Annotated in this window: 1 pseudogene; it reads right to left on the bottom strand. The window is 55.6% G+C overall.

The features are described 5' to 3' along the window. Positions 1–34 precede the first annotated feature (34 nt). Positions 35–259: pseudogene (locus MXD62_RS08980) on the bottom strand (aspartate aminotransferase family protein); the annotation flags it as partial.

Genomic DNA, 259 nt, shown 5'->3' with positions numbered 1-259 from the left:
ACGATCGCCCATGCTCGTATCACCACCCATTTCTTTACGCAAGATGTCCTTCCTGTTGTAACTCCGCCTGCACCTCTTCGATCGCAAATCGCAGGATGTGGACAATCTCATCCACTTCTTCCCGGGTGACAACGAGCGGCGGAGAAACGATAATGGCATCGCCCGCGACCCCTTCCAGCCCACCGGTTGCCGGATAGATCAACAAGCCTTTTTCAAACGCGCGGGAGATGATTCGACCAGCCACTCCCAAGGAAAGCGG

The organism is Frankia sp. Mgl5 (assembly GCF_023242985.1).
GTDB lineage: Bacteria > Actinomycetota > Actinomycetes > Frankiales > Frankiaceae > Parafrankia > Parafrankia soli.
This window is presented reverse-complemented; position numbering and strand designations above follow the sequence as displayed.